Source organism: Cellulomonas wangleii, assembly GCF_018388445.1.
Classification (GTDB): domain Bacteria; phylum Actinomycetota; class Actinomycetes; order Actinomycetales; family Cellulomonadaceae; genus Cellulomonas; species Cellulomonas wangleii.
Genome location: NZ_CP074405.1, coordinates 547,938 through 573,186, shown reverse-complemented (window position 1 = coordinate 573,186; position 25,249 = coordinate 547,938). Strand labels below are relative to the sequence as shown.

Here is a 25,249-nt window from a genome sequence, read left to right as displayed (position 1 = left end):
GTCGTCTGTCGTCGATCGGATCAACGATGACCGAAGTTGAGTCTATTCCGCTCAAGTCTGGTTCGCGCAGTGCCTCGCCAGCGCGACCCGTCCGGTCTAGCGTGGGCTGCGGGTCGGGACGACCCGCAGCTCGCACCGCCGCGTCAGGCCGGAGGCATCGTGACCACGCCACCGCTCGCCCCGCTGGACACCGCCGCGCCACCACCCGCACCGGGCCAGGACGCGCCGCGCGACGTCGGCGGCGCCGTCCCGGTGCTGCGCGTCCTCGACGTCGCGACGGCCTACGCCTTCTACCGCGACGTCCTGGGGTGCAGCATCGACTGGGAGCACCGGTTCGGCCCCGGCATGCCGGTGTACGCCCAGGTCTCCCGCGACGGCCTGCGCCTGCACCTGTCGGAGCACCACGGCGACGGGGTGTTCGGTGGCGTGCTGTGGGTGCCCGTCGCGGACGTCGAGGCGCTGGCGGCGCAGGTGCACGAGCGCACCGAGGGGCGCCTGCGTCCCGGCGTCGAGGGCGACGCGCCCGGTGGCCCGACCACCGAGGTCGTCGACCCGTTCGGCAACCGGCTGCGGTTCTGCCGGCCGACGCCCTGACGGCCGCCCGACACGCACGTGTCACACCCGCGTCGCCGAGGCGACACCTGGCGCCCCTAGCGTCGGTGCCACACCGACCGAGAGCGGGGCACCGATGACCCTCACGCTGACCCTCGTCCGCCACGGACGCACCCACTTCAACGCCCGGCGGATCCTGCAGGGCCGCTGCGACTCACCCCTCACGCGCGACGGCCGCGCCGGGGTGCGCGCCACCGCCCGGCACCTGGCCGGCACCCCGTTCACCGCCGCCTGGTCGTCCCCGTCGGGGCGCGCCGTGGCCACCGCGGTGGAGGTGCTGCGCCACCACCCGGACGTCGCGCTGCGCACCGACCGCGGGCTGCTGGAGTACGCGTTCGGCGTCTACGAGCAGCGACCCGAGCGCGTGCTCGACGACGTCGTGCCGTGGACGGACCTGGTGACCGCCGTGCTCGCCGGCACCCACCCGGGCCTGCCGGGCGGCGAGCCCGGCGCCGACTTCATGGAGCGCACCCGCGACGTCTTCGCACGCCTCGCCGCCGCGCACCCCGAGGGCCACGTGCTGGTCGTCGGGCACGGCCTGGCGCTGGCGGCGTACCTCGCGACCCTCGACGAGATCGGCCTGGTCCCGCTGCCCAACGCCTCGGTCTCCACCGTCGAGGTGGCCGCCGACGGCACCGCCCGCATCACGTCGCTCGCCCTGGACGTCGCCGGGCAGGGTCACGTCGCGGCCCGTCCGATGCGCACGCCGACGCCCGTGCCGTCCGTCGCCTGACGGGTGCCGTCACCCGATCGACGGCGGGTCCGACCACCGGACGCGTGCGAGGATCTGCGCGTGGTCGACGACGAGGACGCCCGCCCGACCCCCGGGACCTGGGACGACGAGCGCACCGACGTGCTCGCCGGCCCCTGGCGGGCCCGCACCCTGCACCTGCGCCCCGACGCGGTCACGCGCCGCACCGGGGTCGCCCCGGTCGCCACGCTCGTGCGGCGGGTCCCCGACGCCGACGCCCCCGCGACCCGCCGCGCCGTGCTCTACCTGCACGGCTACGTCGACTACTTCTTCCACCCGCACGTGGGCGACGCGCTGGCGGCCGCGGGGTACGACATGTACGCCCTGGACCTGCGGGACCACGGCCGCTCGATCGTGCCGGGCCGGCCGCCCAACGAGACCACCGACCTCGCCGGGTACACGGAGGAGATCGACGCGGCCGTGCGCCTGCTGCGCCGCGACCACGACGTTCTCGTGCTCATGGGCCACTCCACCGGGGGCCTCACGGCCGCACTGTGGGCGGACGCCCGCCGCGGCCTCGGCCTGGTCGACGCCCTGGTGCTCAACTCGCCGTGGCTCGAGCTGCGCGGCTCGCTGTTCGAGCGGACCCTGCTGACACGCGTGATCGACCTCGTGGGCGGCCGGGCGCCGCAGATCCGGCTGCGCGGCATCGCGCCGCACTACGGCCGGGCGCTGCACCGCGACACCGGCGGGGAGTGGGACTTCGACCTCGCCTGGAAGCCGCACGAGGGCTTCCCCGTCCGCACCGGCTTCGGGCGCACCGTGCGCCGCGCGCACGCCCGGGTCGCCCGCGGGCTCGCCGTCGACGTGCCCGTGCTGGTGCTCGCCTCCGACGCGGCCGGGCCTGACGACCGCCACCACGACGCGCTGCTGACCACCGACTCGGTGCTCGACCCCGCCCAGATCGCGCGTCGCGCACCCCTGCTCGGCGACGACGTCACGTACGTCGAGGTGGCCGGCGGCGCGCACGACCTGGCCCTGTCGGCGCCGCCCGTGCGCGAGCGCTACCTGCGCGAGGTCACGGGCTTCCTGGCGTCCCGGCTGCCCGGCTGAACGGCTCCAGCGCCGGCTCCCCCGGCTCGGACAGCGACAGCACGACGCCCATGACACCCGGCTTGCGTCGCAGCGCCGCCTCCACCTCCGCCAGACGACGCGACGCCTCGGTCTCGTCGGGGTCGCCGGTCAGGTCGACGGCGCCGATCAGGACGACGCGGCGCGCGCCGACGAACTCCAGGCGCAGCTGCGTGACGCGCGCGACCTGCGGCATGTCGAGCAGCGTCCGCAGCGCCGCGTCACGCACGTGCGGGTCGACCGACTCGCCGACCAGGAACCGGACGTTGCGCGTGAGCAGCACGAACGCCACACCCGCGAGGAGCAGGCCGACGAGGATCGAGCCGACCGCGTCCGGCACGGCCGACCCCGTCACCTGGTTGGCGGCGATCCCCGCCACGGCGATGACGAGCCCGACCAGCGCCGCGGCGTCCTCGAAGAAGACCGCCCGCACGGTCGGGTCCGAGGTCGCCAGGACCTGCTCGAGCACCCCACGGTCACGCTCGGCCGCCTCCGCCCGGCTCTGCCGCCAGGCCTGCAGGAACGACGTGCTCTCCAGGACGAACGCCGCGGCGAGCACGACGTACGCGACCGCGAAGTCCGACGCGGGCTCGGGGTCGGACAGCTCGTGCACGCCGTGCGTGACGGACACCCCGGCGCCGACCGCGAACAGCCCGATGGCCGCGAACATCGACCACACGTACACCTCGCGGCCGTAGCCGAACGGGTGGGAGGCGTCCGCGGGGCGCGCCCCGCGGCGCTGCGCGACGAACAGGAAGACCTCGTTGCCCGCGTCCGCCCACGAGTGCGACGCCTCGGCGAGCATCGACGCGGCCCCGGTGATGCTCGCGGCGACGGTCTTCGTGACTGCCACCAGCACGTTGGCCAGCAGCGCCAGGACCACGGTCCGCGTGGACTCGCCGCCGCTGTCGGCCCGGCGCACCGGCCCGTCCTCGCCCCGGACCGCCGCCGGCCGCCCGGCGTCGGCCGCCCCCTCGTGTGCCCCCATGCGTCCGGAGTAGCACGTGCGCCCGTCGTGCGCCCGGCGGGGCGCGGTGGTTGGCTGTGCTCGCCCCGCGGACGGACGTCCGCACCCCGACGCCGGAGGACCGATGACCGTCAGCACCAGCCCGTGGCCCGCCGGAGTTCCCGGCTGGGCCGACCTCACCGTCACGGAGCTCGGCCCGACGCAACGGTTCTACGGCGGGCTGCTCGGTTGGCAGCTGAGCATCGGCGGGCCGGAGACGGGCGGCTACGTGACGGCGACGGTCGACGGGCACGTGGTCGCCGGCATCAAGGTCGCCGACGTGCCGCGCCCCGCCGGGTGGTGCGTCTACCTCGCGACCGACGACCTGGTGCAGAGCGTCGAGCGCGCCGTCGCGGCCGGCGCGACCGTGGTGCTGGACCCGGTGACGGAGCTCGACCTGGGCCGCCTGGCGGTGCTGTGCGACCCGACGGGAGCCGTCGTCGGGCTGTGGGAGGCCGGCACGCGCACGGGCTGGCAGGTGACCGACGTGCCCGGCACGTTCGTGTGGGCCGAGCAGATGTCGCAGGACCCGGACGGCGCCCGCCGGTTCTACACCGAGCTGTTCGGGTACGAGCAGCAGGACATGAGCGCACCCGACTTCACGTACACCTCGCTGTCGGTGGGTGGGGCCCCGGCGATGGGCGTCGGCGGGTACGGACCCGGTGCGGGCGACGTGCCCGCGGCCTGGACCTGGTACGTGGCCGTCGAGGACGCCGACGCGATCGCGCCGCGCGTCGCCGAGCTCGGCGGCGAGGTCGTCAGCGGGCCGGAGAACACCCCGTACGGCCGGATGCTGCTGGTCCGCGGCCCCGCGGGCGAGGTGCTGGCGCTGCTCCAGGCACCCCCGGAGGACCTCGTCGCCTGAGCCGGTGCGTAGGGTGGACGCCGTGCAGCCCGACGTGTTCACCCACCGCGCGTCACGCCCCCACGAGCCGCTGCGCACGTTCCACCCGCGCCGCGCCCCGCTGGGCGCGGACCGCGCGGACGCCCTGACGCGGCTGTTCCCCCGGTGGGGGTTCTCGGTCGACGACCCGCGCGTGCCGCCGCCGCGCACACCCGACGGCCTGCTCGACACCGTCGCGCTGTTCGGCCGCGCCGCACCGGTGGTCGTCGAGATCGGCTCGGGCATGGGCGACGCGACGGCCGCGATGGCGGCCGCCGACCCCGGCCGGGACTGGCTGGCGGTCGAGGCGCACCTGCCCGGCGTCACGGCGCTGCTGCTGCTCGTCGAGCGGCTCGGCCTGACCAACGTGCGCGTCGCCCACGGCGACGCGCTGCGCCTGCTGCGCGCCGACGTCGCCCCCGGGAGCCTCGACGCGGTGCACGCGTTCTTCCCCGACCCGTGGCCCAAGCCGCGGCACCACAAGCGCCGGCTGGTGCAGCCCGCGCACGTGGCGCTGCTGCGCGACCGGCTGCGCGTCGGGGGCACCCTGCACGTCGCCACCGACTGGGCCGAGTACGCCGAGCAGATGCGCGACGTGCTCGGCAGCGACCCCGACCTGGTCGGCGGGGTCGTGCCACGTCCCGCGCACCGCCCGGTCACGCGGTTCGAGCAGCGCGGCCTGGACCTGGGGCACGAGGTCACGGACCTGGTCGTGCGGCGGATGCGATGAGGCTGCTGCTGGTGCCCGGCACGGGCACCGACCGCTGGGACCGCGTCTGGCGCGAGCGGCTGCCGGACGACCCGCTGGAGGTCGTGCGCGGCTCCGCGGCGGACGCCGCCGACGCCGTGCTGCGCGGTGACGTCGACGCGGCGGTGCTGCGCCTGCCGCCCGCGGACGCCGTCGGCCACCCGTCCGGGCTGTCGGCCACGGTCCCGATGACGTCCGACGGCTGGGGCGTCGTCCCGCTGTGGACCGAGCAGACCGTGGTCGTCGTCCCGAAGGACCATGTGCTGACCGTGGTCGACGAGGTCGACGTGACGGACCTCGCGGGCGAGACGGTGCTGGTGCCCGGCGACGACGTCCTGGGGTGGGTGCCCCCGGGCACCGACGTGCTCGAGGTCCCCGACGTGCCGACGGCCGCGGACCTGGTCGTGTCCGGCAGCGGGGTGCTCGTGGTGCCGCACGCCCTGGCGCGGCTGCACGACCGACGGGGCACCGCCGTGCGCCCGGTGCCCGACGCCCCCGGCTCGCCCGTGGTGCTGGTGTGGCGCAGCGAGCAGGAGCACCCGCACGTGCAGGAGCTGGTCGGGATCGTCCGCGGGCGGACCGCCGGCAGCTCACGCGGACGCGCGGGCGACGAGCCCGCCCCGCGCCGGGCGACCGAGGACAAGAACGCACGCCGGTCCGGGGACGACCGGGGCGCCCGCCGCACCGCTCGGCCGGCAGCGGGACGGGGCAGGCCGCGACGCGGCCGCTGACGCTGACGCCGCGGGCCTGCACCGCCGCACGGCACGATCCGGCCCGGACGCGCCGGCGCCCGGCGGGCCACCGTGCGGTGGCCGGCCGGGCGCCGGGATGGTGCGGGGTGGTGCGGGTCGGTCAGCGCGTCGCCATGCGTCGACGGGCCACCACGAGCGCACCGCCCGCCGCCACGAGCACGAGTGCCCCGACGGCACCCGCGACCGGGTCGACACCGGTGACGGCCAGCGTGCCGCCGGCGGCGAGGACCTGGACCTGCTGCCAGCCCAGGAGCGTGCCGTCCGCGTTGTACACCGCGATGCGGTGCGTGCCCACCGTGGTCGACGCGGGGATCGTCAGGCGCACGGTGCCGTCGGCCGCCACCGTGGCCGTCCCGAGGTCGGCGGGGACGGAGAACAGGTAGGCGCGCACGGTGGCGCCGGCCGGCAGACCGGACAGGACGATCGCGGCACCGGGGGCGACGGTCGCCGGGGCGGTGAAGCCGCCCTTCGTGGCGTCGGTCAGCTGGTCGGCCACCGGGCAGACGGCCGCGGTGACGGTGATCGTCCGCGCGATGACCAGGTCGTCGGGGATCTGCGTCCACCCGTTGAGGTCACCGAACTCACCCTCGTAGGGGTACGCGTAGGCGTAGTAGGTGCCCGGTGCGACCTCGACCGAGCCCGCCTCGCCCGGCTCGTCCGGCTGCGCGACGAGGTCGTCCTCGCTGATCCCGTACAGGGAGTCGGTGTTGAGGATGATCCAGTCGACCGAGTCCACCGGGGTGATGGTGATCGTGCCCTTGGCGGCCGGGTTCAGTCCCTTGCACCCGGGCTGCGCGACCTCGACGGCCGGGGCCGGCACCGTCACGACCTCGGGGTCCTCGGTGGGCGTCGGCGTCGGGGTGGGCGAGGACGTCGGCGTCGGCGCGACGGTCGGCTCAGGGCTGGGCTCGGCCGTCGGCGCCGCGGTGGGCTCCGCGGTCGGCTCGGCCGTGGGCTCCGCGGTCGGCTCCGCGGTCGGCGTCGCGGTCGGCTCCGCGGTCGGCTCCGCCGACACCGTGGGCGTCGGGGCAGGGACCGTCTCGGCCTGCGCCGCGACGGCCGTACCGCCGAGGGCGAGGACGGAGAGTGCGACGACCGCTGCGGCTCTGTGGAATCGGGTGGGTGACACGGGTGCTCCTTCGTTGCCCTCCCGGGGACCGGGTGGGCGGCTGGCTCCGACGGACTGCTGACCCGGAGGCTACGGACGCGTGTCGTCCCAGGTCATCCGGCACTTGTCGCCCGAATCGCCCGGGACCGGAGCAACCGGGCGCCATGGGCAGGTGAAGTTTGTCGAGCCGGTACGCCGTACGGGTGTGCGGGGCACGTACGACTCGGCCCCGCACACCCGCGCGGTGGCGCGGGTGGCGGGGCCGAGGTGCGTGCGGGTTCGCCGCCTCAGCGGGCGACGAGCGGCCGCGAGTGCCAGATGCGGTCGATGTAGTCCCACATCGACCGGTCGGACGAGAAGAAGCCGGAGCGCGCGACGTTGAGGATCGCGGACCGCGTCCACGCCTCGGTGTCGCTGTACGCGGCGTCGACCCGGTCCTGCGCGTCGAGGTAGGCCTGGAAGTCCGCCAGGACGAGGAAGCGGTCCTCGTGCAGCAGGTTCGACACGATCGGCTCGAAGACGGACCGCTCGCCGTCGGCGAACGCCCCGGACGCGATGAGGTCGATCGCGCGACGCAGCCGCGGGTTCTCCTCGTAGAACGCCGACGGGCGGTAGCCCGACGCCACGAGCTTCTCGACCTCGGGCTCCAGGAGACCGAAGAGGAAGAAGTTGTCGTCGCCGACGAGCTCGCGGATCTCGACGTTCGCGCCGTCGTCGGTGCCGATGGTCAGGGCACCGTTCAGGGCGAACTTCATGTTGCCCGTGCCGGACGCCTCCTTGCCGGCCAGCGAGATCTGCTCCGACAGGTCCGCCGCCGGGATCAGCGTCTCGGCGAGCGTGACGTTGTAGTTGGGCGGGAAGACGACCGTCAGCGCACCCTGCACGCGCGGGTCGCTGTTGACCGTGCGTCCGACGTGGTTGATCAGGCCGATCGTCTGCTTGGCCATCTTGTAGCCCGGCGCGGCCTTGGCCCCGAACGCGAACACGCGCTTCTGCATCGTGGCCGGGTCGAGCTCGCCGCTGACGATGCGCTCGTACAGCGACACGATGTGCAGCACCTTGAGGGTCTGGCGCTTGTACTCGTGCAGGCGCTTGACCATCACGTCGAGCATGGCGTCGGCCGGCAGCGTGATCCCGTCGCGGCGCTCCAGCAGCGCGTTCAGGCGGTGCTTGTTGTGCGCCTTGACGTCCCGGAACTTCTCGCGGAACTCGGCGTCGTCGGCCAGGGGCTCCATCTCGCGCAGGCGCGCCAGGTCGGTGATCCAGCCGGGGCCGATGGCGTCGGTGATGAGGTCGGACAGCGCCGGGTTGGCCAGCCGCACGAACCGCCGCGGCGTGACGCCGTTGGTGACGTTGGTGAACTTGTCCGGCCAGTACTCCGAGAAGTCCGGCAGCACCTTGTCGCGCAGCAGCTGGGAGTGCAGCGCCGCGACGCCGTTGACCTTGGAGCCGGCGATGGTCGCGAGGTACGCCATGCGCACGGAGCGCTCGGGGTACTCGGCGATGATCGACATGCGGCGCTGGCGCAGCTCGTCACCGGGGTACCGCTGCGCGACCTCCGCGAGGAACTCGTCGTTGATGCGGTAGATGATCTCGAGGTGCCGCGGCAGCAGCTTGCCGAGCAGCGCGACGGGCCAGACCTCGAGGGCCTCGGGCAGCAGCGTGTGGCAGGTGTACGCGAAGCACTTCTGCGTGACGGCCCACGCCTCGTCCCAGTCCCACTTCCTCTCGTCGACCAGCAGCCGCATGAGCTCCGGCACCGCGATGACCGGGTGGGTGTCGTTGAGCTGGAAGATGATGCGGTCGGGCAGGTTGTGGAGGTCGAAGTCCTCGGGCAGCACGTTCTCGACGAAGTCGCGGATCGAGCAGGCGACGAAGAAGTACTGCTGCTGCAGGCGCAGCTCCTTGCCCTGCGGCGTGGAGTCCTCCGGGTACAGGACCTTGGAGATGTTCTCGGCGAACGTCTGGGCCCGCACGGCGTCGACGTACTCGCCGGAGTTGAAGATGGCGAGGTCGAACGCCTTGGTCGCCTGGGCGCTCCACAGCCGCAGCGTGTTCACGCGGCCGTTCTGGTAGCCCGGGACCATGTAGTTGTAGGGCACGCCGAGGACCTCCCACGCGGGGGTCCAGCGGGAGCGCTCGACGCCGTCCTCGTCGACGTACTTCTCGGTCGACCCGCCGAAGTGCACGGTGACCGCAGCCTCGGGGTGCGGGAACTCCCACGGTGCACCGAGGGACAGCCACGTGTCGGGCTGCTCGACCTGCCACCCGTCGACGAACGTCTGGCGGAAGATGCCGTACTCGTAGCGGATGCCGTACCCGATGCAGGGCACGCTCATCGTCGCGAGCGAGTCGACGAAGCACGCGGCGAGCCGGCCGAGGCCGCCGTTGCCGAGGCCGGGCTCGACCTCCTGCTCGCGCAGCGTCGCGAGGTCGAGGCCGAGGGACGCCAGCCCTTCCTCGACGATCTCGGTCATGTCCGTCGAGATCAGCGCGTTGTCCAGCTGACGCCCCAGCAGGTACTCGGCGGACAGGTAGCCCACCGACTTCGCCTGGGCCTCGCGCTGGCGTCGCACGGTCTCGAGCCAGCGGGCCATGAGGTACTCCCGCACCGTGCGCGCCAGCGCCAGGTACTGGTCGTTGACGCTCGCTCGCTCGAGCGTGACCCCCTGTCCGAAGTTCAGCTCACGCAGGAACTCCTTGACGAACCCCTCCACGGAGTGCTGCGGCGCGGCCACTGGTGCGGTGCCGTTGGCACGGTTCTCAGTCACTTGCGCAACGGTAGTTCCCTCGTGCCCGTCTAGCCAGGCCGTTCGGACCGGACAGCGCTGCACGAACCTCCCGAACCGCGCGTCCTGCGGCGTGTCGTACAACACGCTGCGAGGCGTGTTCCGCCCCCGGGCCGGACGAGCCTCCCGCCATCAGCGACGTCACCTGGACGCACGTCGGTACCGGGCGATGGCGAGCGGGGCGAACACCAGCAGGATGACCACCACGCAGCCGAGCGTGTACAGCACCGGGTGCTGCATCGACCACGCCTCGGGCGCGGCCGCCGCCGGGTTGGCGTTGCCGAACAGCTCGCGGCACGCCTGGGTGAGGGTGGACACCGGGTTCCACTCGACCACCCGCCGCAGCGGCTCCGGGAACGAGTCCAGGGGGACGAACGCGTTCGAGATGAACGTCAGCGGCATGATGACGATGAAGGACGCGTTGTTGATGACCTCGACGCTCGGGACCAGCACGCCGACGAGCGCCATGATCCAGCTCACCGCGTACGCGAACACGAGCAGCAGCCCGAACGCCGCCGCGGCCTCCAGCACCGTGCCGTGCACGCGCCACCCGACGAGCAGTCCGGTGAGCGCCATGATCACGAGGGACAGGACGTTGTAGACGACGTCGGACGCGGTGCGCCCGGCCAGCACGGCGGACTGCGACATCGGCAGGGACCGGAACCGGTCGAGGATGCCCTTCTGCATGTCGTCGGCGATGCCCGCCCCCGTGAACGTCGCCCCGAAGACGACGGTCTGCGCGAAGATCCCCGGGATGAGGAACTCCCGGTAGCTGACGCCCTCCCCCGGGTCGATCGCCCCGCCGAACACGTAGGCGAAGAGCAGGACGAACATGATCGGGGACACCAGGACGGCCACGAGGATCTCGGGGACCCGCAGGATCTTCAGCAGGTTCCGCTTGGCGACGACGTGCGTGTCGACGAACGTGCGGGTCAACGTGCTCATCGGGCCACCCCCACGGTCTCGCGCGGCTCGGACGCCTCGGCCGTGCGGCCCGTCAGCGTGAGGAAGACGTCGTCGAGCGTCGGGCGCCGCAGTCCCGCCTCGAGGACCGCGACGCCGTCGGCGTCCAGCCGGTCCAGCACCGCGCGCAGCGCCCGGGTGCCGTCGGCCACGGCGACCGACAGCGCCCGCCCCGCGGGGTCGGCGTGGACCTCGTCCCCGGCCGCGACGCCCGCCAGCACGCCGCGGGCGTCGTCCGCGTCCGCCGCGTCGGCCAGCAGCACCTCGACGCGCTCGCCGCCGACCTGCGCCTTGAGCTCGTCCGCCGTCCCGCGCGCGATCGCCCGCCCCTGGTCGATGACGACGATGGCGTGGGCCAGCCGGTCCGCCTCCTCCAGGTACTGCGTCGTCAGCAGGATCGTCGTGCCCGACCGCACGAGGTCGGTGATGACGTCCCACATCTGCAGGCGGCTGCGGGGGTCCAGGCCGGTCGTGGGCTCGTCGAGCACGACGACGGGCGGCTCGGCGACCAGCGCGCACGCGAGGTCCAGGCGCCGGCGCATGCCGCCGGAGTACGTCTTGGCGGGACGCCGGCCCGCATCCGTGAGGTCGAACGACGCCAGCAGCTCCTCGGCCCGGGGCCTGGCCCGCCGCCGGGGGAAGCCGTACAGCCGGCCGATCATCTCGAGGTTCTCGGCACCCGTGAGGTTCTCGTCCACCGCGGCGGTCTGCCCCGACAGGCCGATGCGGCGACGCACCTCGTCGGGCTCGCGCAGCACGTCCGCCCCCGCCACGGTCGCGGTGCCCTCGTCGGGGCGCAGCAGCGTCGTGAGGATGCGCACCGCCGTGGTCTTGCCCGCACCGTTCGGGCCGAGCAGCCCCAGCACGGTGCCCTGCGGCACCTCGAGGTCCAGCCCGCGCAGCGCCTCCACCTGCCCGTACCGCTTGGCCAGCCCCGTGGCCGTGATCGTCGCCGTCATGGTGCTCCCCGTCGCCGTCGCGCCTGCCGCGTCGTGCCCTGGGTCGATCGTCCACCCGGCCACCGACATACCCGGACAGGTCGCCCCCGGACGGCACGGGCCCACCGGTGGCGAAAGCGCGTGACACGAGGACGCCCTCGTGGGCAGCATCGACGTCACGCGCTCGCCGCTCCGCGCTCCGCGAGCGCCCGTGTGCAGCCGGCGCGGGATCCACCCGTGGTGTGCCGATGAGAACGGCGACGTCGACGGGTCAACCCCCGGGTCCGCCGCTGCAACGCCCCCGCGACACCCCGACGACACCCCGCGACACCCCTGGAGAGCCGCCATGACGACGCCCGCCGCGACGGCACCCGGCCGACCTCGCTGGCGGCGTGACGTCACCGTCTTCCTCACCGGCCAGACGTTCTCCCTGCTCGGCTCGATGCTCGTGCAGTACGCGATCATGTGGCACCTGACGCTGGAGACCCGGTCCGGCACGGTCATGGCCGTCTACGCGGTCGTGGGGTTCCTGCCGCAGGCGGTGGTCTCCGTGTTCGGCGGGGTGTGGGCCGACCGGCTCGACCGGCGGGCGCTGATCATCGGGGCCGACGCGACCATCGCCGCCACGACGCTGGCGCTCGCGCTCCTCATGCTGTCCGGGTACGACGACCTGTGGCTGCTGTACGTCGCCGCGGCGGTCCGGTCCGCCGGCGCCGGCATCCAGACGCCCGCGGTCGGCGCCCTGCTCCCCCAGATCGTCCCGACGGACCGGCTCATGCGCGTCAACGGCATCAACGCCACCATCCAGTCGGCCATGATGCTCGTCGCCCCGGCGCTCGCGGCAGGCCTGTACGCCTGGGCGTCGATCGAGGCCATCTTCTTCGTCGACGTCGCCACCGCGGCGATCGGGATCGGCCTGCTGCTGCTCGTGCCCGTGCCCCGGCTGGTCCGCACGGACCAGACGGCGGGCGTCCGGGGGTACGTCACGGACCTCGTCGACGGGGTGCGCTACGTCGCGACCACGCCGTTCGTGCGGTGGGTCCTGACGATGTGGGGCGTCGTGTTCGTGCTCATCGTCGCGCCGTCGTTCCTCACGCCCCTGATGGTGGTCCGCACCTTCGGCGACGAGGTGTGGAAGCTGACGGTCAACGAGCTGGCGTTCAGCATCGGCATGACGCTCGGCGGCGTGGCCGTCGCCTGGTGGGGAGGGCTGCGCAACCGCGTGCACATGGTGGTGCTGACCACCGGCCTGTTCGGCGTCCTCAACGTCGGCCTGGGGCTCTCGACGAACATGTGGGTGTTCTTCACGTTCATGTTCCTCATCGGCCTGGGGGTGCCGTTCTTCTCGACGCCGACCATGACGGTGCTGCAGGAGCGCGTCGAGCCCGAGCGGCTGGGCCGCGTGTTCGGGTTCGTCGGCATCGTCATGGCCGTCGCGATGCCGCTGGGCATGGCCGTGTTCGGCCCCCTGGCCGACCGGTACTCGGTGGAGTCGCTGCTGGTGGCGGCGGGTGCGGCGCTGATCCTCGTCGTCCTCGCCGGTGTCGCGCTGCCGTCGGGGCGGCGCGCCATCGCGGAGGCGGGTGGCGACCCTGCTCCGCGGGCGGACGGCGGGTCCGGTGCGGTCGCGACCGACGACGCCGTCCCCGGCACCGCGGACGAACCGGCGCACCGGGGCTGACGGCAGGCGCCCCGGCGCTCACCAGGACGCGGCGACGACGTCCGTCAGCTCGGCGGGGGTCAGCGTGACGGGGTTGCCGCGCGTGCTGGACGCGGCCAGCGCGTCGGCCACGACGTCCGGGACGTCGTCGCGCGCCAGCCCCAGGGCACCCAGCCCGGGCACGGCCAGAGCGGCGACCAGGTCCGCCAGCCAGGCGACGGCGTCGTCGGCGCGCGCGCCCGGACGGCCGGTGAGGGCGACGGCCGCGTCGTCGTACCGGGCCAGGCCCGGCCCGTCGGGGGCCGTTCGGCGCAGGGCGGCGACGTTCGCGGCCGTGGTCGCCGCGAGCACCGCGGCGCACACCTGCCCGTGCGGCGCCCCGAGCCGCCCGCCGAGCGCGGCGGCGAGACCGTGCACGGCACCCAGCTTCGCGTTCGCGAGCGCCATCCCCGACTGCAACGCGGCGACGCTCAGGTCCGTGCGCGCGTCGACGTCGTCCCCGTGCTCGACGACCCGCCTCAGGCTGCGCCCCGCCCGTACGAGCCCGTCGCGGGCCAGCGGGTCGGTCAGGGGCGTCGCGTGCGGGGTGGTGAACGCCTCGAGGCACTGCGTGAGCGCGTCGACGCCCGACGCCGCCGTGAGCGCCGGCGGGCAGCCGAGCGTGAGCAGCGGGTCGACCACGGCGACGGACGGCAGCATCGCGCGGCCCCGCAGGCTGGCCTTGACCCCTCGCTCCGGGACGCGCACCGGGGCGTTCGCGGTCACCTCGGCGCCCGTGCCGGCCGTCGTCGGGACGGCGACGACGGGCAGCGCACCGTCCGGCAGCGGCAGCCCGCGGCCGACGACCTCGAGGTGGTCGAGCACGTCGCCGTCCCCCGGTGCCAGGACGGCCACGCACTTCGCGAGGTCCAGCACCGACCCGCCGCCCCACCCGACGACGACGTCGGGACGCACCTCGCGCGCCAGGGCGACCACGGCACGCACGGCCTCGACGTCGGGCTCCCCCCGGTGCCGGTGGACCGCCGCGGCGGGCAGCGCGGCGACGTCGGCCGACCGCCCGGCGACCACCAGGACGCGCCGCCCCAGACCCGCGACGAGGTCCGGGACCTGCTCCGCGACCCCGGCACCGAGGACGATGCGGCCGGCCGTGACGAACGTGGACACCGCTGCAGGCTATGCCGGGGGAACGGGCGGACGCCCGGTCACGCGTGCAGCCGCGCGCGCCAGTCCGGTGGCACCCGGCCCTCCGGCCCCGGGGTCGGCTGGTCCTCGGGATGGGACACGGGCGGCGCGAGGTCCGGACCCAGCGTGTAGTCGCCCTGGGAGTAGTCCCACCACCAGTCCTGCCCGGGCTCGTACGTGCGCATCACGGGGTGGCCGGTGGCGCGCCAGTGCGCGCTGGCGTGCTGCCCGGGCGAGCTGTCGCAGCAGCCGACGTGGCCGCAGGCGGCGCAGCGCCGCAGCGCCACCCACCACCCCTCCTGCTGCTCGCACTCGACGCAGCCGGGGCCGCTCGGTGGGACGGTCGGGTCGATCTCGGCGGCGCTCATGGGCACTCCTTCGGGCTCCTCGCCAGTCTGCGCCCGGGTGCCACGTCACCGCACGCGGTGCCGGGACCAGGCGCCGGGAGCCGTGCCGAGAGCCGTCCCGTCAGTCGTGGCGTGCGCGCCAGTGCGGGTTCTCCATGATCCCGACGGCGTTGCCGAACGGGTCGGTGAGGACCGCGGTGCGGAACCCCTCGCCGCGCTCCGTCACGGGGTCCCGCAGCGTCGCGCCCAGGGCCACGAGGCGGTCCACCGCGGCCGCCACGTCGTCGACGTGCCAGGACACGACCTGCCGACCCTGCGCGTCGGCGGCACCCGGAGGCGCGTACGCCGCGTCGATGAGGCCCAGCTCGTCCTGGTCGTCGCCGATGCGCCACTCCCGGTAGCCGGTCCGCGAGTAGTACGGCTCGACGCCCAGGACGTCGGTGTACCAGGCGGCCGCGGCCTCCAGGTCGTCGGCGTAGTACGACACGTTGCTCAGTCCACGCAGCATGGGGCTCTCCTCGTGTCGGTCGCTCCTCACCCGGGTCGGGTCGGGCAGCGGTCGGGTCCCGTCCTCGACCGCGGTGTCGTCATCGGTGCAGCCGCGAGCGCCAGTCGGCGGGGTGGGCGAGCGGCGGCGCGAGTGCGGGAGCCGTGTGGCAGGACGGTCTCGACGGCCAACAGTCTGCGCCCGGGAACGGGCGGTGTCACCCGTTTCGTCCCGTCGGATCCCCTGCGACGACCGTGGCGACACCGCGCACCGGCCACCGGGACGGGCAGGAACGACGAAGGCCCGGCACCACCGGTGCCGGGCCTTCGACCTGCGCGCCCGAAGGGACTCGAACCCCCAACCTTCTGATCCGTAGTCAGATGCTCTATCCATTGAGCTACGGGCGCACTGCCCTCGCGGGCCGACCAGAACGATACAGGCACGGAGGGCCAGCCCCAAACTCGATCCGCTGCGGCGTGGGACACACCGGCTGCCGGCGCCCGGGGCGGACCCCGGTAGGTGCGGGACGTACCGGTCGGTAGGCGGCCGTTCGGGCCGGGCGTCACCCCTGCACGCTGCGCCGACCGGGTGGCCCGTCACGGTGCGGGCGCGCGCCAGTGCACACCTGTGTCACGGTGACGGCCCGCTGCGGGCCCGACGACGTCCCCGCGCACCGCGCACCACGAGAGGGGATCACCGTGACCGGTCGTCGAGACCGCGGCGGGGCGCGACCGACGCCCCCGACCGCACTGCCGGGCCCGGACGCGCTGCGGTGAGCGCCACCGAGGTGACCACCGCGCTGGACGGCTGGGCGGCGCGGCTCGTGCGGCTGGGTGCCGTCGTGGTGACCCGGCTGCGTCCCGGCCTGACGCCTGCCGAGGCCGACGAGGTCGCCGCGCGGCACGGCTACCTGCTGACGGAGGAGGTCGCGGCGCTGTGGACGTGGCGCGACGGCGTGGGAGCGCACCCAGGGCGGGCTCCGGCGCACCTGGCGCCGGGGCAGGAGTTCGGCTCGCTCGACGAGAGCCTGCGCCGCTCGCGGGAGTACCTGGAGGCGTCGCGGGCGGAGGCCCGCGCGGGGGCGCCCCTCACGGTGCCGTGGCAGCCGCACTGGGTCGTGGCCGTGCACGGGCACGCCCTGCCGCTGGTCCTGGACGGCGCGTCCCCCGGGCCCGACTCGTTCCGGCACGACCCGCAGAGCAGCCCGCTGGTGGTGGCGCACTCGACGCTGCCGCAGCGGATCGCGCGCTGGCACGACATGCTCGACACCGGCACCTGGCGCATCGCGCGCGACGGCACGTGGGACGTCGACCTCACGCACCTCACGCAGAGCGCGCACGCGCCCCGTACGGACCTGACCTGACGCCGACGTGGCCCACGGGAAAGGTGTGCGCGCCCGGGCGGCCCGTGCGCCACGCTCGGCACATGAGCGATCCCGTGCTGCGCGTCCGGTTCCCCGTCGACGACGTCGCCCTGAGCCGGCTGCACACCGCGGCGTTCGGTGGCGCGGGCGACGTGCAGCCGTGGGCGGCCCGCCTCGACCGGTACGCGGTCACGTGGGTGGGGGCGTTCGACGGAGACGAGCTCGTCGGGTTCGTGCACGCCTGCGGGGACGGCGGGGCTCACGCGTTCGTGCTCGACACGGTGGTCGACCCGGCGCACCGGCGCCGGGGCACGGGGCGACGCCTGGTGGAGCGGCTCGTCGCGGAGGTCCGTGCCGCCGGGTGCACGTGGCTGCACGTGGACTTCGAGCCGCACCTCGACGGGTTCTACCGCGCGTGCGGGTTCACGCCGACGCAGGCCGGCCTGCTGCGGCTGTGACGGTCGGTGACGTGCTCCGGAACGGGAAGAAGCCCGGACCCTGGGGCCCGGGCTTCTTCCCGACGCCTGTCGACGTCGAACGCGGAGACGGTGGGATTTGAACCCACGGAAGGGTTGACCCCTTCACGGCCTTAGCAGGGCCGCGCACTAGACCTGGCTATGCGACGTCTCCAAGACGAGCACACGTTACCGGTCGCTCGTCCTGCGACCAAAGCGAGTGCGTGGCGCGCTCGCGCGGCGGACCCGGACGGGTCAGCGCTCGAAGCCCCACTCGCGGTCCGTGACCATGCGCGCGACCGCCAGGCCGACCGCGAGCGCGGTGACCACCAGGGCCGCGGAGACCCCGTACGTCAGCGCCTGCGCCACGTCCCCGTTGCTCAGGTAGTACACGGCCCGGTACGCCGGGACGCCGGGGACCATGATCGTCACGGCCGGCACGTACACGGTGATGCGCGGGATGTTCAGCCGGGGGGCGATCCACGCGGCGAGCAGGCCGACGAGGAACGCGGCGACGGCGGCGGCGGCCTGCGGCGGCCAGTCCAGCAGCACGACGGCCTCGATGCGCAGCAGGTTGGGCAGGGCGGCGACGCCCGCCGCGACCAGCGCCATGCGCCACGGGCTGTTGAACATCAGCGCGAAGCCGAGCACGCCGACGAACGACGCGAGCAGGCGCAGCAGAGTCATGAGGGCCGGGTCCAGCGCGAGCTCGCGCGGCGGGTCCGGGCTCAGCCCGACCACGATCGACACCGCCCACACCGCGAACGCGGCCGAGACGAAGATCATCAGCGCCCACGTCAGCCGGGCGACACCCGCCGAGAAGTCGAGCTTGGCCAGGTCCAGCGCGCCGGTGACCAGCGGGAACCCGGGCACCAGGAACAGGGCGGCGGCCACGTACCCCGCCTCGTGCACGCCACCCGTGACGCCCAGCACGTGCAGGGCCTGCACGAACCCGAGGTACGACAGGCTCGCCAGCGTCGCCGCGAGCATCGTGACGCCGAACTGGTTGAACCCGCGGTGCAGCATGACGCGCCGCAGCCCCTGCCCCAGGCCGGCGCCGACGAACGCACCGGCGACCTCGACGGCGCCGCCGTTGTTGAGGAACGCGAACGCCGCACACGCCACGGCCGCCCACAGGGCGTTGAGCACCACCGGGTACAGCGGCGGCTTGTGCGCGATCCGCTCGATCTGCTCCGTCAGGTGCTCGACCGTGACGGGTGCGCTCGCCTCGACGCGCTGGGCCATCAGCTCGAGCTCGGCCAGGCGGTCGGTGTTGACGCCGACCGTGCGGACCTCGGTGACCTCGGTGCGGAACGACCGCCCGCGGTGCGACGTCGTCGTGATCTCGGTGAGCGTGACGTGCGCGTGGTGCCGGTCGATGCCCAGCGCGCCCGCCACGCGCGCCATCGACGCCTTCACGCGGTACGAGCCCGTGCCCGACGCGAGGCTGAGCCGCCCCACGCGCAGCACGGCCCCCGAGCGGCGGATCAGCTCGAGCTCGTCGTCGTCCGGTTCGGTGGGCACGGTGCCATCATCGTCGCAAGCGCCGCCCGGCGGCAGGACGTCCGCCCCGCAGACACGGCAGGACGGGGGCGTAGGAGAACGCGGTGGCGGGCACGGTGCAGGGCCGCGTGCAGGGGGCAGGGACGGGGCGTGGGGCGTGCGCGCACCTCGCGGCGGGCGGGGTCAGGGCAGGGCGTCGACCGCCCGCTGCTCCTGGTGGCGGGCGCGCTCGGCCGCCTTCGTGGCCCGGTCGAGCTCACGCGTCGCCGCCCGGACGGCCTTCTCCTGGTCACGCGCCCGCGTGCGGGCCGCGACGAGCGCCTCGTCGGCACGCGGCAGTGCGGCGCGGGCCTCGGCCAGGCGACGGCGCACGTCCGCGAGGGCCTGGACGAGCTCCTCCTCGGCGGCGTACGCGTCCTGCTGCTCGCGCTCCACGTCCTCCAGCGTCGCGACCGCCGCCCGCTCCGCCGTGGCGACGTCCTCGTGCCGGGTCCGCGCCCGGTCCAGGTCCGCCTCGGCGGCCACGCGCGCCGCGACCGCCTGCTCGTGACGGTGCCGCAGCCGCTCCGCCTCCTGGGCGCGGCGCGCGCGCTCCCGCTCCTCGGCAGCGGCCCGGGCGGACGTCCCGGACGAGGACGAGCGCGTCCGACGTGCACCCGACGAGCCGGCGGCGTCGTCGGAGGAGTGGCCGTCGGAGGAGTCGTCGGAGGAGTCGGAAGCGTCGTCCCCGCGGCCTGCCCTCGCCCTCGACGACGCCGCGGCACCGGGCCGTCCGCCCTGACGCGGCCCGTCGCCTCCCGCCTCACCCGCACCCCCGGACCGGGATCGTGAGGCACTGCTGCCGGCTTCCGGCATCAGCGCCTCACGGTCGTCGTCGGGGGCCGCGGCCGCCGAGCCGAAGCCGACGTGCTCGGTGCCGTGCGTGAGCGTGCCGGCCGCCACCGCGTCGGCCACGCGCGGGTCCGCGAGCGCCGCGGTCAGCGTCTGCTCGACCTCCTGCGAGGCGGCCGTCGAGAGCTTCTGCCCCCCGGCGGCGGCGAGCCGACGCGCACGGGCCACGAGCCCGGAGACGAGCGCCCGCCGCTGCGTGCCCAGCTCCCGCAGGGCCGGCCCGTCCAGCGAGCGCTCGGCGTCGCGCATGCCCTCGCCCAGGTCGCGCAGCGCGTCGGCGAGCGACGGGTCGTCCCGGACCAGCAGGTTCACCGCCCACGCGGCCACCGTCGGCTTGCGCAGCGACGCGATCCGCGCGGCGGTGTCCTTGTCCTTGGCCGCCTTCGCCCCGCGGACGGCGGCGTCACGGCGCGCGACGAAGTCGTCGAGCGTGCCGCCGTACAGGTCGTCGACGACGTCGTCCAGGGAGGCCACGCCCCCAGCCTGCCCGCCCACCCCGGGCAGGACCACCGCCACCCCGTCCTCTCACCCGACCGACGGGCCGGACCGCCGGCGCACCGCAGATCAGGGCGTCAGTCGCGGTGGCCGGGCTTGCGCGGCGGGTACCAGCGGTTGCCGTAGCGGCGCATGAGCTGCCCGTCGGAGACCTCCGCGAGGTCGTCGAGCCGTTCGAGCACGGCCCGGCCGACCCGGCGGGCCGCGGTGTCGTGGTCGGCCTCGAACCGCACGGTCACGCGTGCGGCGCCGCGCACCACGCCGACGTCGAACGCCTCGACCGTGGCCAGCGCGCGGGCGGCGGCGACGGCCTCGGGCAGCACGTCGGGCGCGGACGTGCCGGGCCGTAGCAGCCCGACGGACGCGGTGACGCGGTAGGACGGCACGTCAGTCCCGCACGGGCAGCCCGGCTGCCCGGCGCGCGGCGTCGACCAGGGGCACCCGGTCCAGGTCGTCGACCTCGGCCAGCGGCACCCAGACCGCCTCGTCGGTGGAGCCGTCGACCTCGTGCGTCAGCGCGCCGCCGACGACGTGCGCGCGGTACAGGATGCCCAGCGCGTGCAGGTCCGGCAGGTCCGGGCGGGCCCGCTCGGCCGAGGGGTAGACGACCGACTCGACACCGATCAGCCCGTCGAGCACGGCCTCGTACCCCGTCTCCTCACGGACCTCCCGGACGACCGCGGCCTCGGGGTGCTCGCCGGGCTCCAGGCCGCCCCCGGGGAGGGACCACCCCTGCAGCGCGCCCGCGGACCAGTGCACGAGCAGCATCCGCCCCTCGTCGACGACGACGGCGTACGCAGCGACCCGGGTGTCCACGGGCGACGACGCTACCGCCCGCCGCCGACCGCCTCCGGGACGTCGTCGGACAGCACGGTCGGGCGCGGGACCGGCGGCCCGAGGCCCCGCACACGCGTGCGCAGCCAGCGGGCGACGAGCCGCGGGTGCAGCAGGCTCGTCGGGCCGGCGGCGAGCTGGTAGATCCGCGACAGCGCGACCTGCGCCGCCACGTCGCCGTGCGTGCTCATCTCGTCGAGCGCGCCGATCCAGCGCCCCACCAGCACCGACACGAGGTCGCGTGACGCGGGCAGCCCGGCCAGGGCCGTGTCGGCACCGGTGGCCGTCTGCCACGGCAGCTCGCCGATGCGCACGCACTCGCGGACGAGGCGCGCGGCCGCGCCCGGCCCGTCGAGGCGGCCGTCGGCGTCGGCCCGGCGCAGGGCGAGCGCGTCGAGCGCGGCGACGGTCATGCCCTGCCCGTACACGGGGTTGAACGCGCACAGGGCGTCGCCGACGACGAGCAGCCCGTCGGGCCACCCGACGACGGTGTCGTACCGGTGGCGGCGGTTCGCGGTCTGGCGGTGCGTGGCGACGTCACCCTCGACCTGCCCCGCCGCGAGGACCCGTGCGAGCGAGTCGTCGGGCAGGCTCGTGAGGAACTCCTGCAGCCCGGCGAGGTCCCGGGGTGGACGGTGCGCCCCGGCGCCGGTCCCGGAGACGGTCCACCAGCCACCCTCGGCGGGGACGGCGAGGCCGCCGCCGCGCCCCGGCTGCGGCAGCACGACGACGCCCGGGGCCAGCAGGCGCCCGGCGGGCAGCCGCACCCGCACGGTCGCGTACCCGACCTGCGCGTCGACCTCCTCGACGGCTCCGGGCCGGACGCCGATCGCGTCGAGCCACACCGGCAGGCGTGACGCCCGCCCGGACGCGTCGACGACGAGGTCGGCGGGCCGTGCGCGACGGCCCGGCGCCGCGCCCGCCGGACCGACCGGCACGTCGGACCACCCCGCCGGGACGGCGTCGACCCACCACCGCGGCTCCCCGGGCCGCCCGCGTCGCAGCCCGGTGACCCGCTGCCCCCCGACGACCCGCACACCGGGCAGCGCACGCACCCGCCGCCGCACCAGGTGCTCGATCAGCGGCCGGGACGCGAGCAGCACCTCGGGCTGGCGTGACGGCGGCGCCCACCCTCCCGTGCCGAGCCACGCGAGCCTCCCGGTGTCCACCGGGACGGCACCTGCCGCGCGCAGGTCGTCGCTGAGGCCGGGCAGCAGCTCGTCGATGCTCGCCAGGCCGCGGTGCAGCAGCATGTGCGGCTGCCGGCCCTGCGGCACCCCGGGACGCGGCGCCGGGGCGGGAACGGCGTGGGTGGGGTCCGCGTCGGCACGGTCCGCGTCGGCACGGTCCGCGTCCGTCAGGTCGTCGCGGTCGAGCAGCGTCACCGCACGCCCGTCGCGCGCGAGCGCGGCGGCGGCCAGCAGCCCGGCGACGCTCGCGCCCACGACCACGACGTCCCGCACGCCCTGTGCACCCATCCGCCCATCCTGCGCGGTGGCGGGCGAACCGCACCAGACCCGGCAGCCGCCGGCGTGGCCGTCGCTGCGGAGGACGTCGTGGTCGCTCGCCGGACGCCTCGTCCGCAGCGCTCACGCCGTGCGCAGGTGCTCCTTGGCGTCGTCGTACGTGGCCTCGCCCGGCAGCGCGGCGGGCGCGTAGACCACCCGCAGCACCCCGCGCGGCAGCGGCTCGCAGCGCAGCAGCGCGAACGGCTGGTACGTGTCGGCCTCGGCGAACAGCCGCTCGCCCGCGCGGGCGGCGACGGGGTGCACGAACAGCCGCAGCTCGTCGAGCAGGCCCGCGTCGAGCAGCTGGCGGACCACCGAGATCGACCCGGCGACCAGCACCTTGCCCGTCGACGCGTCCTCCTTCAGCGCCCGGACGGCACCGACCACGTCAGCGGTGCGCTCGACGTTGCGCCACCCGAGGTCCTGCTCGCCGCGGGTCGCGACGAGCTTGCGCACGTCGCCGAGGTCCTTGGCGAAAGCCGCGTCCTCACCCCCGGCGGCCTCGCGGTCCGGCCAGGCCCCGGCGAACGAGTCGTACGTGACGCGGCCCAGGACCAGGACGTCGACGTCCTCGTAGTCCTCCCCGACGGCGGCGCCCATCTGCTCGTCGAAGTAGGGGAAGTGCCACTCGGGGTCGATCTCCGCCACGCCGTCGAGCGAGATGAACAGGGTCGAGACGACGGTCGCCATGGGGGTACCTCCGGTCGGGGTGCGGTCCCGGGGCTGACCGGCGCGACGGGCCGGACTCATCGGGGTCGGGCGTGCGGGTGCGGCCGCGTCGGGGTCCCGGTCAGTCGTCGATGTCGAGCACGTCGCCGGGTTCGACGCGACGCGCGGCGAGCCCCGGGTCCGCCAGCAGCGCGTCGACGACCGCCGCCGACGCGCCCACCGCGACCTCGCGCGTGTAGATCGGCACACCGACGAACCACGACCGGTCCTCCGGCCAGATCAGCGACGGCGCGTCGCCCGGCAGGTCCCGCAGCGCGAGTGCGGCGCGCAGCGGCCCCGTCCACAGGTGGTACGCCCGGTGGGGCAGGTGCAGCGGGTCGGCGGCGGGGCGCTCGAGGCGGCGTGCGGCCAGGGCGTCCTCGGCCTCGGCCCGGGCACGGGCGATCTCGGCGGCGTCCGGTACGGGACCGGCCGGGTCCCACCCCACGCCGACGCCCATGCCGGGCGCGTAGCGGGGGTCGGCACCGTGGTCGAACAGGAAGCCGAAACCCTCCCACAGCCCGCAGTGCACGGGCTGGTCACCGGTGACCGGCGCGAGCAGGTCGAGCAGCCGGTCGAGCGCCACGTACCCGTCCACGGGCTCGTCGCCGAGGTCCACGGCATGGGGGAACAGCGGCACCACCGCGTACGCCTCGTACCCGAGCGGCACGGCGTGCCCGACGCTCGGGCCGAACTCGCCCAACAGGGGCACGATCCACTCCCCGGCGCCCGGGCCGTCGTCCCAGCGCGCACCGGCGCGACGCAGCACCTCGGACCCGGACATGCCCGCGACCGTACCGGCGGGCGGCGGCTCGCGGCACGCGGTCTCCGCGCCGGACGGCCGGCGGGCGGGCCCGGCCGAGCCGAGGTCAGGACCCGCTGTGCGCCACCCTCCCCGCCCGTAGCCTGACCCGGTGACCAACCTCGACCCGCACCCCGACGAGCAGGTGTGCGTCGCCGGCCCGGCCGCCGACGTCGAGCTCGTCGAGCCCCGCGACGTGCCGCTGGGCGGGCCGCGGGCGATGACGGTGCGTCGCACGCTGCCGTCGCGGGCGCGCTCGCTGGTGGGTCCGTTCTGCTTCGCGGACCACTACGGGCCTGACGACGTCGCGGCGACCGGCGGCATGGACGTGCCGCCGCACCCGCACACCGGGCTGCAGACCGTGACGTGGCTGTTCGAGGGTGCGGTGCTGCACCGCGACGCGCTGGGCTCGGAGCAGGTGGTGGTCCCCGGGCAGCTCAACCTCATGACGGCCGGGCGCGGCATCTGCCACAGCGAGGAGGCGACGCCGGCCCGCTTCCCCGACCGTCCGGTGCTGCACGGCGTGCAGCTCTGGACGGTGCTGCCGGACTCCGCGCGGCACGGCGACCGGGCGTTCGAGCACGTGCTCGACGTCCCGACCGTCACGCTCGACGGTGCCGTGCTCCAGGTGTTCATGGGCGCGCTGGGCGGGGTCGCGTCGCCCGCGCGGGCGTACACGCCGCTGGTCGCCGCGCAGGTCGACCTGCCCGCGGGCGCCCGGCTGACGCTCCCGGTCGACGCGACGTTCGAGCACGGCGTGCTCGTCGACACCGGGGACCTGCGCGTCGAGGGGCACGACGTCGCCCCCGCGTGGCTCGCGTACGCCCCACCGGGCCGTGACGCCCTCGTCCTGGAGGCCGGCGACGCCCCCGTGCGCGCGGTGCTCATGGGCGGGACGCCGTTCACCGAGCCCGTGCTCATGTGGTGGAACTTCGTCGGCCGCACGCACGAGGAGGTCGTCGATGCCCGCGCCCAGTGGCAGGCCGCGATCGCCGGGGACCGCGCCGGGCTCGGCCGGTTCGGCGAGGTGCAGGGGTACGGCGGCCCCGCGCTGCCCGCACCCGAGCTGCCGAACGTGCGGCTGCGGGCCCGCGAGCGCTGAGCGGCGCCGTCCGCGCGACCGGAGCCGGGCGCCGGTCCCGGCCACCGAGCCCCCTGTGCCACGATCGTGGCCGTGGAGCTCCCCGTCCTCTGGTCCGTCGTCCTGATCACCGCCGGGGTGTGGAACCTCGTCGTGTGGCCCCGCTTCTGGCAGCGCGTGTCGGCCGACCCGCGGGCGCGCGACGCCGACGGCCGCGCCACCCGCTTCTTCACCGTCCACCTGGTGCTCGTCGCCGTCTCGCTGGCGCTGGGCACCGCGGTCGGGGTGCTGGGCCTGCTCACCCTGCGGTGA

General features: G+C 75.2%; 26 protein-coding genes and 2 tRNA genes. 11 read left to right on the top strand and 17 right to left on the bottom strand.

What is annotated here, in order from left to right; translation table 11 throughout:
• Positions 1-159: 159 nt before the first annotated feature.
• From KG103_RS02880 to KG103_RS02870, 3 genes are all read left to right on the top strand, one after another.
• Positions 160-594, top strand: a complete 435-nt coding sequence (locus KG103_RS02880) for a glyoxalase superfamily protein (RefSeq protein ID WP_249670722.1) — start codon at positions 160-162, stop codon at positions 592-594.
• Between the two features lie 94 nt (positions 595-688).
• Positions 689-1,345 (top strand): histidine phosphatase family protein, encoded by a 657-nt coding sequence (locus KG103_RS02875; RefSeq protein WP_207340378.1) that lies wholly within the window; start codon positions 689-691, stop codon positions 1,343-1,345.
• A 60-nt stretch (positions 1,346-1,405) separates the two neighbouring features.
• Positions 1,406-2,416, top strand: coding sequence for an alpha/beta hydrolase (locus KG103_RS02870; protein ID WP_207340377.1), 1,011 nt, complete (start codon positions 1,406-1,408; stop codon positions 2,414-2,416).
• Here the strand turns inward: KG103_RS02870 and KG103_RS02865 are convergent.
• Entirely contained in the window at positions 2,382-3,422 is a 1,041-nt protein-coding gene (locus KG103_RS02865; RefSeq protein ID WP_207340376.1) for a cation diffusion facilitator family transporter, read from the bottom strand. The two genes, KG103_RS02870 and KG103_RS02865, sit on opposite strands and share 35 nt — an antisense overlap.
• 103 nt (positions 3,423-3,525) lie before the next feature.
• Between KG103_RS02865 and KG103_RS02860 the strand changes: the two genes are divergently transcribed.
• The 3 genes from KG103_RS02860 to KG103_RS02850 are packed head-to-tail and all read left to right on the top strand — an operon-like array spanning position 3,526 to position 5,802.
• Positions 3,526-4,305 carry a VOC family protein gene (locus tag KG103_RS02860; protein ID WP_207340375.1) on the top strand — a complete coding sequence of 260 codons (780 nt, stop codon included), beginning with the start codon at positions 3,526-3,528 and terminating at the stop codon, positions 4,303-4,305.
• Positions 4,306-4,327: 22 nt separating this feature from the next.
• Positions 4,328-5,053, top strand: coding sequence for a tRNA (guanosine(46)-N7)-methyltransferase TrmB (gene trmB / locus KG103_RS02855; RefSeq protein ID WP_207340374.1), 726 nt, complete (start codon positions 4,328-4,330; stop codon positions 5,051-5,053).
• Positions 5,050-5,802 (top strand): LysR substrate-binding domain-containing protein, encoded by a 753-nt coding sequence (locus tag KG103_RS02850; protein ID WP_207340373.1) that lies wholly within the window; start codon positions 5,050-5,052, stop codon positions 5,800-5,802. The genes trmB and KG103_RS02850 overlap by 4 nt, the downstream gene beginning before the upstream one ends.
• A gap of 121 nt (positions 5,803-5,923) precedes the next feature.
• Here KG103_RS02850 and KG103_RS02845 read toward each other — a convergent pair whose 3' ends face one another.
• From KG103_RS02845 to KG103_RS02830, 4 genes are all read right to left on the bottom strand, one after another.
• The gene (locus KG103_RS02845) at positions 5,924-6,838 is read right to left on the bottom strand and encodes a PT domain-containing protein (RefSeq protein ID WP_213319975.1); all 915 of its coding nucleotides are present in this window, start codon (positions 6,836-6,838) and stop codon (positions 5,924-5,926) included.
• Between the two features lie 380 nt (positions 6,839-7,218).
• Positions 7,219-9,702 carry a glycogen/starch/alpha-glucan phosphorylase gene (locus KG103_RS02840; protein ID WP_207340371.1) on the bottom strand — a complete coding sequence of 828 codons (2,484 nt, stop codon included), beginning with the start codon at positions 9,700-9,702 and terminating at the stop codon, positions 7,219-7,221.
• 159 nt (positions 9,703-9,861) lie between these two features.
• Positions 9,862-10,665, bottom strand: coding sequence for an ABC transporter permease (locus KG103_RS02835; RefSeq protein WP_207340370.1), 804 nt, complete (start codon positions 10,663-10,665; stop codon positions 9,862-9,864).
• Positions 10,662-11,642: an ATP-binding cassette domain-containing protein gene (locus tag KG103_RS02830; RefSeq protein ID WP_207340369.1), complete on the bottom strand. Its 981-nt coding sequence runs from the start codon at positions 11,640-11,642 to the stop codon at positions 10,662-10,664. The genes KG103_RS02835 and KG103_RS02830 overlap by 4 nt, the downstream gene beginning before the upstream one ends.
• A 325-nt stretch (positions 11,643-11,967) precedes the next feature.
• Between KG103_RS02830 and KG103_RS02825 the strand changes: the two genes are divergently transcribed.
• Entirely contained in the window at positions 11,968-13,302 is a 1,335-nt protein-coding gene (locus KG103_RS02825; protein WP_207340368.1) for an MFS transporter, read from the top strand.
• An 18-nt stretch (positions 13,303-13,320) separates the two neighbouring features.
• On the opposite strand, the gene KG103_RS02820 is transcribed toward KG103_RS02825, so the two are convergent.
• From KG103_RS02820 to KG103_RS02805, 4 genes are all read right to left on the bottom strand, one after another.
• Positions 13,321-14,445 (bottom strand): iron-containing alcohol dehydrogenase, encoded by a 1,125-nt coding sequence (locus tag KG103_RS02820; protein ID WP_207340367.1) that lies wholly within the window; start codon positions 14,443-14,445, stop codon positions 13,321-13,323.
• Between the two features lie 38 nt (positions 14,446-14,483).
• Positions 14,484-14,831, bottom strand: coding sequence for a UBP-type zinc finger domain-containing protein (locus tag KG103_RS02815; protein WP_207340366.1), 348 nt, complete (start codon positions 14,829-14,831; stop codon positions 14,484-14,486).
• Between the two features lie 100 nt (positions 14,832-14,931).
• Complete coding sequence (locus KG103_RS02810; RefSeq protein WP_207340365.1) at positions 14,932-15,318, bottom strand: VOC family protein; 387 nt, start codon at positions 15,316-15,318, stop codon at positions 14,932-14,934.
• A 313-nt stretch (positions 15,319-15,631) separates the two neighbouring features.
• Positions 15,632-15,704: transfer RNA gene (locus tag KG103_RS02805), tRNA-Arg, on the bottom strand.
• A 365-nt stretch (positions 15,705-16,069) separates the two neighbouring features.
• Between KG103_RS02805 and KG103_RS02800 the strand changes: the two genes are divergently transcribed.
• Positions 16,070-16,660: an SMI1/KNR4 family protein gene (locus KG103_RS02800; protein ID WP_207340364.1), complete on the top strand. Its 591-nt coding sequence runs from the start codon at positions 16,070-16,072 to the stop codon at positions 16,658-16,660.
• Between the two features lie 62 nt (positions 16,661-16,722).
• Positions 16,723-17,118, top strand: coding sequence for a GNAT family N-acetyltransferase (locus KG103_RS02795; protein ID WP_207340363.1), 396 nt, complete (start codon positions 16,723-16,725; stop codon positions 17,116-17,118).
• Positions 17,119-17,200: 82 nt separating this feature from the next.
• Here KG103_RS02795 and KG103_RS02790 read toward each other — a convergent pair.
• The 8 genes from KG103_RS02790 to KG103_RS02755 form a co-directional block, all read right to left on the bottom strand.
• Positions 17,201-17,290: transfer RNA gene (locus KG103_RS02790), tRNA-Ser, on the bottom strand.
• Between the two features lie 80 nt (positions 17,291-17,370).
• Complete coding sequence (locus KG103_RS02785; RefSeq protein ID WP_207340362.1) at positions 17,371-18,639, bottom strand: threonine/serine exporter family protein; 1,269 nt, start codon at positions 18,637-18,639, stop codon at positions 17,371-17,373.
• A gap of 162 nt (positions 18,640-18,801) precedes the next feature.
• Positions 18,802-19,983 (bottom strand): hypothetical protein, encoded by a 1,182-nt coding sequence (locus KG103_RS02780; RefSeq protein WP_207340361.1) that lies wholly within the window; start codon positions 19,981-19,983, stop codon positions 18,802-18,804.
• Positions 19,984-20,081: 98 nt separating this feature from the next.
• Positions 20,082-20,390: a hypothetical protein gene (locus KG103_RS02775; protein ID WP_207340360.1), complete on the bottom strand. Its 309-nt coding sequence runs from the start codon at positions 20,388-20,390 to the stop codon at positions 20,082-20,084.
• Between the two features lies 1 nt (position 20,391).
• Positions 20,392-20,820 carry an NUDIX hydrolase gene (locus KG103_RS02770; protein ID WP_207340359.1) on the bottom strand — a complete coding sequence of 143 codons (429 nt, stop codon included), beginning with the start codon at positions 20,818-20,820 and terminating at the stop codon, positions 20,392-20,394.
• A gap of 11 nt (positions 20,821-20,831) precedes the next feature.
• Positions 20,832-22,316, bottom strand: coding sequence for an NAD(P)/FAD-dependent oxidoreductase (locus KG103_RS02765; RefSeq protein ID WP_207340358.1), 1,485 nt, complete (start codon positions 22,314-22,316; stop codon positions 20,832-20,834).
• Positions 22,317-22,427: 111 nt separating this feature from the next.
• Positions 22,428-23,036, bottom strand: a complete 609-nt coding sequence (locus KG103_RS02760; protein WP_207340357.1) for a dihydrofolate reductase family protein — start codon at positions 23,034-23,036, stop codon at positions 22,428-22,430.
• Positions 23,037-23,136: 100 nt separating this feature from the next.
• Entirely contained in the window at positions 23,137-23,838 is a 702-nt protein-coding gene (locus KG103_RS02755; RefSeq protein ID WP_207340356.1) for a hypothetical protein, read from the bottom strand.
• Between the two features lie 130 nt (positions 23,839-23,968).
• Between KG103_RS02755 and KG103_RS02750 the strand changes: the two genes are divergently transcribed.
• Both KG103_RS02750 and KG103_RS02745 read left to right on the top strand, forming a co-directional pair.
• The gene (locus KG103_RS02750; RefSeq protein ID WP_207340355.1) at positions 23,969-24,958 is read left to right on the top strand and encodes a pirin family protein; all 990 of its coding nucleotides are present in this window, start codon (positions 23,969-23,971) and stop codon (positions 24,956-24,958) included.
• A gap of 72 nt (positions 24,959-25,030) precedes the next feature.
• Positions 25,031-25,249: an SCO4848 family membrane protein gene (locus KG103_RS02745; protein WP_207340354.1), complete on the top strand. Its 219-nt coding sequence runs from the start codon at positions 25,031-25,033 to the stop codon at positions 25,247-25,249.